Genomic DNA, 6,230 nt, shown 5'->3' on the forward strand with positions numbered 1-6,230 from the left:
CCTCGACGACTACCTCGCGGACGCGGCGGAGGCGTACGAGGCCGGGATGGAGCGGGTCGTACTGCCCGGCCGCTCGCGCCTCCGCGACTACCTCTCGACCGAGGTCGTCCGCGCCGGCCGCGAGCTGGCGCTGTTCGAGAGCCTCGACGAGCGCGTCGGCGAGTACGTCGACCATCCGAAGCTCCGACAGCTGCTCGAGTACACGCTGGTGTTCCTTGGAGGATCCCCGTACGACACGCCGGCGCTCTACCAGCTCATGAGCCACGTCGACTACGGACTCGGCGTCTACTACCCGATCGGTGGGATGTACGAGGTCGTCGACGCGGTCGCGTCGGTCGCGCGCGAGCGCGGCGCGGACGTCCACACGAACGTCGAGGTCACCGGCCTCGAGCCGGTTCCCGACGGCGTCGCGGTCGACCTCGGCGGCGACCGATACGTCCACGACCGTGTCGTCTGTAACGTCCCGCCGGAGTACGTGGAGCGGGAGCTGCTCCCGCCGGGGACGGTCCGCCGTTTGGGCGACTACTGGGGTCGGCGGACGTACGGCCCCTCGGCGTACCTGTTGTATCTCGGCGTCGAGGGGCGGTTGCCGGAGCTCGCCCATCACACGCTCGCGTTGCCGACCGACTGGAGCTCGCAGTTCGAGGCGATCTTCGAGGACCCCCGATGGCCGGCGGACCCGACCGTGTACGTCAACGTCCCCTCGCGGACGGACCCGTCGGTCGCGCCGTCGGGCCACGAGACCGTCGTGATCCTCGTACCGCTCGCGCCCGGCCTCGACGACACGCCCGATCGACGGGCCGCGTTCCGCGATCACGTGCTGGAGGCGGTTACCTCGTACACTGGCGTCGACCTGTCCGATCGGATCGTCTTCGAGGAGTCGGCGTGCGTCTCCGAGTTCGCGCGACGATTCAACCGGCCGGGCGGGAGCGCGCTCGGGCTCGCCCACACGCTCACCCAGACCGGTCCGCTTCGGCCGGGCCCCCGAGTACGGGGGGTCGATCGGCTGTACTACGTCGGCGGCGGGACGAATCCGGGGATCGGCGTCCCGATGTGTCTGTTGAGCGGGGAGCACTGCGCGGACGCTCTCGCCGAGGACGCCGCCGGCGGGCTGTCCGCTCGACTCCCGTTCGTGGGGCGGACCTGAGACGTGAGAAACGGCCAGGATAGCGTGCGGTATGTGACACCACCACAAGACCTTTTACGCCGAGGTCCTGTCCCGAAACTGGGACAAATAAGCGCCGAGATCCGGGGGATCCATACTCGTTAGGTTGAGGGACTTAATCAACAAAGCACCTACCTGTGGGTGTCGCATGATAGAAACAGCAGCAGCGGACTTGGCCGTAGCAGCACAGGGGGTCCCCCTCGAGGTAACTCAAACGGACATATACAACTACCTGCAAAGCGACGAGGGGATGCTACTGAACCTCTCGCTGTGGGTTAACATCGCCCTCGCGGGGCTTTCGATCCTCCTGTTCGTGTTCATGGGACGTAACGTGGAGGACCCGCGCTCGCAACTGATCTTCGTGGCGACGCTGATGGTCCCGCTGGTGTCCATCTCCAGCTACACGGGGCTCGCGTCCGGGCTCACGATGAGCGTGCTCGAGATGCCAGCCGGACACGCGGCAGCCGGTGCAACGACGCCGGTCGCCGGCGGGACGGACGGCGTCCTCACGATGTGGGGTCGCTACCTCACGTGGGCGCTGTCGACGCCGATGATCCTGCTCGCGCTCGGCCTGCTCGCAGGATCTAACACCACCAAGATCTTCACGGCCATCGTGGCCGACATCGGGATGTGTGTCACGGGCCTCGCGGCCGCGCTGACCACGTCCTCCCACGCGCTTCGCTGGTTCTGGTACTTCATCAGCTGCGCGTTCTTCGCCGTCGTGCTGTACATCCTGCTCGTCGAGTGGGCGGCCGACGCTGAAGTCGCCGGCACTGCGGAGATCTTCAACACGCTGAAGATCCTCACCGTCGTGATGTGGCTCGGTTACCCGATCTTCTGGGCGCTCGGTGCCGAGGGGATCGCGGTGCTCGACGTCGCCATCACGTCCTGGGCCTACAGTGGCCTCGACATCATCGCGAAGTACATCTTCGCGTTCCTCCTGCTCCGCTGGGTCGTCGACAACGAGTCCACCATCGCGGGCATGGCGTCCGGCCTCGGTGCCGCTAGCGGCGGCGGCGCGGCCCCGGCCGACGACTGACGACCGAGCGTAGCGGTACCACCGTTCGGACGGTTTCGCAGCACGGTGCGGTGCGGTGTAGTGCGATGCGATGCGGCGCACTGCGGTTCGGTTCACGCGTCCCGCTGGCGGCCCGACGTGGGGTTGGCCGTCAGCGGCTTTCTTGCGGTTCTCGCCCGGCTAGCGGCAGCGCTGTCGGACAGCGTTTCCGTGTGCGACACCGTGAGGCGGCGACGACCGACGAAAACACGGGCACGAGCGGATCCGCGATACCGGGCAACGAGCCAGCGAGGACTGACGAAGACGGAAACAAGCGCGACCACGACGAACGGTATCAGGAGCCCGTCCTACGGGAACCCGTGTCGTCGGGTCCCGTTCGGTGTTAGAAACCGCTTCGGGCGCTGTGTGTCACTTGCCCCAGAACGGGTCACGCTTCCGTCGCGTGTCGAGGTAGCCGGCGAGCGCCTCGCGCTCGTCGGCGGTGATCTCCTCTTTGAGCTCCTGTTCGAGGATCTTCGCGTGTTTCTCCGGGACCTCCGTCCAGAGGGTGTCGCCCTCCTCGATGTCGCGGCCGACCGTGGGCCCGTCGATGGCGATGCTCACGCGCTCGCCCGACCGCGCCTCGTCGACGTCGTCGCCCTGCTTTTGGATCCCCGAGAGGCTCCCGACGCGGTGGAACTCGTTCCCCTCGAAGTAGCCGACCGAGCGGTTGTTCTGAAGCGTCCCCGCGATGACCTCGACGCCGACGACGGCGGGGTCGTTCTGGCGGAACGTGTGGTCGGGGAGGAGACGGAACCGAGCCGGCCGAACCACCTTGTCGAGCACCGTCTCCTGTTGGGCGCGCTGCTTCTCCTCGACGTACGTCTCGTAGTCCTCGATCAGCTGGTAGATGACGTCGTTGGTGAACAGTTTCACGTCGGCGCTTTCGAGCTCGTCCTCCGCGTTCGCAAGCACGTCGACGTTGAATCCGAGCAGCGCCTTGTGCTCGTCCTGGTTCGCCGTCTCCGCGATGGCGATGTCACGGGGCGCGATGTCGCCGACCTCCGCGCGCATGATCGGCACCTCGGCCTCCCGGAGCGCGTTCGCCATCGCCTCCAGCGAGCCGAGCGTGTCCGCCTTGACGACGACGCCGTCCTCGGCGGTGTCCACCTCGATCTCCGCGAGCTCGGCTTTCACCTCCTCGATCACGTCCTGGAGCGGTCGGTCGCGGACGACCCGGACGGGCGCGCCCGCCATCGCGTCGTCGAGGTCGGGCGCGGCGATCTTCACCCCGGCGGCAGCGCCGACCTCCGCCACTTTCTCGAACTGTTTCTCCGTACGGATCTCGGCAAGCGGACGCGGCTGTAACAGCGCGCGGACCTCGGTGACGATCGGCTCGTCCTGTCCCCCTACGACGATCGTGTCGCCGTTGCGGATCACGCCGTCGTACACGACCGTGTCTACGGTCGCGCCGAAGCCGCGTTCGTCTTTGACTTCGAGCACCGTCCCCTCGCCGGGGCCGTGCACGTCGATCGCCATCTCCTCTTTCATGAACCGCTGTGAAAGTCCCATGAGCACCGCGAGGAGGTCCGGTATCCCCTCCGCGGTGATCGCCGAGACGGGGACGACCCCGATGTTCTTCTGGAAGTCCTGGACGCGCCAGTAGAGGTCGGCGGAGAACCCCGCGTCGGACAGCTGGCCGATGATCTCGTAGAGGTTTTCGTTGAGCATCGATTCCGCGCGCTCGGATTGGGCCTCGAGGCTGCGCTGGATCGGCTCGCCCTCCTGAGGGTTCCATCCCGGCGTCGTGTCGATCTTGTTCGCGGCGACGACGAACGGGGTCCCCGTCCGTCTGAGGATGTCGATCGCCTCCTCCGTCTGTGGCTGAAACCCGTCGTTGACGTCGACGACGAGCACGGCGATGTCGGCGAGCGCGCCGCCACGAGCGCGCAGCGTCGAGAAGGAGTGGTGCCCGGGAGTGTCGATGAACAGTAGGCCGGGGAGATCGAAGTCATCGGGGTTCACCAGCTCGCCAGCCATCGACGATATCGTCGAGAGGGGGATGTCGGTCGCGCCGATGTGTTGGGTGATCGCGCCGGCTTCCGCTTCGCTGACGGCGGAACCGCGGATCTCGTCGAGCAGGCTCGTCTTTCCGTGGTCGACGTGGCCTAACACGGCGACGATCGGCGTCCGAAGGGTGTCCGGTTGAGTGTCGTCAGTCATGAGAATCGCCCCGAGAAGGTTGTTGTGTTCCGTTCGGTCGGGCCGTCAGTTAAGCCTTTCAGGACGCGGCCGAGCGCGTCCGTCAGCCGTCGGACGCGCCGTGGCGTTTAATATCGTCGCCCGGGACGGGACGCATATGGCAAACATCCTCGCGGAGAACCTCTCCGGGAAGGCGGTAATGGGATCGGACGGGACGGAGCTCGGCGACCTGTACAACATCACGATGGACCTGAAATCGGGCGAACTCCGTCATCTGCTCGTCAGTCCGCACGAGCACCTCAACGTCGAGCTGGTGTCGTTCGACGTCGACAGCGCGGGACGGCTGCAAGTCCCGGTCGGGAACGTCCAGGCGGTGAAAGACTACATCGTCGTCGGCCGCTGATGCAAGTTCTCGATACGTCGGCGTTCATCCACGAGTACACGACCGACGAGTCGGTGGTGTCGGTTCCGGAGGTCCACGACGAGCTCGACGGGGAGACCGCGCTCCGGTTCGACGCGATGGAGGGGTCGGGGATGACGATCCATGTCCCGGCCCCCGAAGCGGTGACGAACGTCGAGCGCGCCGCGCGGGGCTCCGGCGACCTCGCGGAGCTGTCGGGGACGGACGTCCGGCTGATCGCGACCGCGTTAGAGCTCCACGCCACGCTCGTCACCGACGACTACGCGATGCAGAACGTCGCGGAGCGGCTCGACCTCGCGGTCGAAGCGATCGCCCGCGAGGGGATCACGGAGGAGCGCGAGTGGCGGTTCCAGTGTGTCGGCTGTAGCCGAACGTTCGACGAGAACCGGGAGCGATGTCCGGTCTGCGGCAGCGACCTGACGAGAAAGAACCCGGCGTAGCGGGATCGGCCCGGGTGCGGACCGCTCGCACACCATCGACCGATTCAACACCGACGACGACGAGTCGTCGGTATGAACCCGCTCGCGGAGCTCCCGCCGGACGTGCTGGTGGAGGGTCGCCGTGACGCCCTCCCGATCGACGCCGCCGCGACCCTCGCGACACATCCGCTTGAGGGTGTCGAGACGGAGTATCCACACTACGTCGGGTCCGTGGAGTCACCGGAGGGGCCGCTACGACCCGCCGCCCGACACCCGGTGTTTTACGGCTGTTTCGACTGGCATTCGGCGGTCCACGGCCACTGGGCGCTCGTCCGCGGGCTCCGGCTGTTCCCGGACCACCCGGACGAGGCCGCGATCGTCGAGTGCATCGATCGGCGGCTGACCGACCGGAACGTCGCCGAGGAGGTCGCGTACTTCGAGTCGAACCCCTCCTTCGAGGAGCCGTACGGGTGGTCGTGGCTGCTCCGGCTCGCCGCCGAGCTCCACCTGTGGGACGACCCACGGGCCGACGCGTGGCGGGAGACCCTCCGGCCGCTGGAGGCGTGGATCCGCGACGCGACCAGGGAATCGTTGCTCGACATCGAGCGCCCGCAGCGCGTCGGGACGCACGGGAACACCGCGTTCGCGCTCGCGGGCGTTCTCGATTACGCGCGGACGGTCGGGGACGACGACCTCGCGACGGGGACGGCGGCGACCGTCCGACGGCTGTACACCGACGACACGGCCACGGTCACGGGCGCGGAACCGATCGGGTGGGACTTCGTCTCCCCGGCGCTGACGGAGGCGGATCTCCTCCGTCGCGTGCTCGCCCCCGACGCGTTCGCTCGATGGCTCGACGGGTTCCTCCCCGATCTCTCTGCCCAGCCCCACGACTCACTGCTGGAGCCGGTCGGCGCGGAGCCCGACGAGGGAGACGGGATGGCGATGCACCTCGTCGGCCTCGACCTCTCCAGGGCGTGGTGTCTGGCGGGGGTCGCGGAGTCGCTGCGGGCAGCGCGCGATGCG

6 protein-coding genes are annotated in these 6,230 nt (G+C 67.5%); 5 read left to right on the plus strand and 1 reads right to left on the minus strand.

Translation table 11 applies throughout. The features are described 5' to 3' along the window. Together ACFQEU_RS09890 and ACFQEU_RS09895 are read left to right on the plus strand one after the other, a co-directional pair. Positions 1–1,147, plus strand: a 1,147-nt coding sequence (locus ACFQEU_RS09890) for a phytoene desaturase family protein (RefSeq protein WP_379781671.1), incomplete at its 5' end; no start/stop codon positions are given. 268 nt (positions 1,148–1,415) lie between these two features. Further along, positions 1,416–2,204: a bacteriorhodopsin gene (locus ACFQEU_RS09895; RefSeq protein WP_379781681.1), complete on the plus strand. Its 789-nt coding sequence runs from the start codon at positions 1,416–1,418 to the stop codon at positions 2,202–2,204. 387 nt (positions 2,205–2,591) lie between these two features. On the opposite strand, the gene infB is transcribed toward ACFQEU_RS09895, so the two are convergent. Further along, a complete protein-coding gene (infB, locus tag ACFQEU_RS09900) occupies positions 2,592–4,385 on the minus strand; it encodes a translation initiation factor IF-2 (RefSeq protein ID WP_379781673.1) in 1,794 nt (597 codons plus the stop codon). A gap of 136 nt (positions 4,386–4,521) precedes the next feature. On the opposite strand from infB, the gene ACFQEU_RS09905 reads away from it, so the two are divergent. The 3 genes from ACFQEU_RS09905 to ACFQEU_RS09915 all read left to right on the plus strand — a co-directional run. Continuing rightward, positions 4,522–4,767: a PRC-barrel domain-containing protein gene (locus tag ACFQEU_RS09905; RefSeq protein ID WP_379781675.1), complete on the plus strand. Its 246-nt coding sequence runs from the start codon at positions 4,522–4,524 to the stop codon at positions 4,765–4,767. Then, complete coding sequence (locus tag ACFQEU_RS09910) at positions 4,767–5,225, plus strand: NOB1 family endonuclease (RefSeq protein WP_379781677.1); 459 nt, start codon at positions 4,767–4,769, stop codon at positions 5,223–5,225. The genes ACFQEU_RS09905 and ACFQEU_RS09910 overlap by 1 nt, the downstream gene beginning before the upstream one ends. 72 nt (positions 5,226–5,297) lie before the next feature. Further along, a partial coding sequence (locus ACFQEU_RS09915) for a DUF2891 domain-containing protein (protein WP_379781679.1) occupies positions 5,298–6,230 on the plus strand: 933 nt, incomplete at its 3' end.

The organism is Halorubrum tibetense, assembly GCF_042661865.1.
Classification (GTDB): Archaea; Halobacteriota; Halobacteria; order Halobacteriales; family Haloferacaceae; genus Halorubrum; species Halorubrum tibetense.

Coding starts and splice junctions, on each gene's coding strand:
- ACFQEU_RS09910 (WP_379781677.1), top strand. CDS start 4,767: ATGCAAGTTCTCGATACGTCGGCGTTCATCCACGAGTACACGACCGAC.
- ACFQEU_RS09905 (WP_379781675.1), top strand. CDS start 4,522: ATGGCAAACATCCTCGCGGAGAACCTCTCCGGGAAGGCGGTAATGGGA.
- ACFQEU_RS09895 (WP_379781681.1), top strand. CDS start 1,416: ATGCTACTGAACCTCTCGCTGTGGGTTAACATCGCCCTCGCGGGGCTT.
- infB (WP_379781673.1), bottom strand. CDS start 4,385: ATGACTGACGACACTCAACCGGACACCCTTCGGACGCCGATCGTCGCC.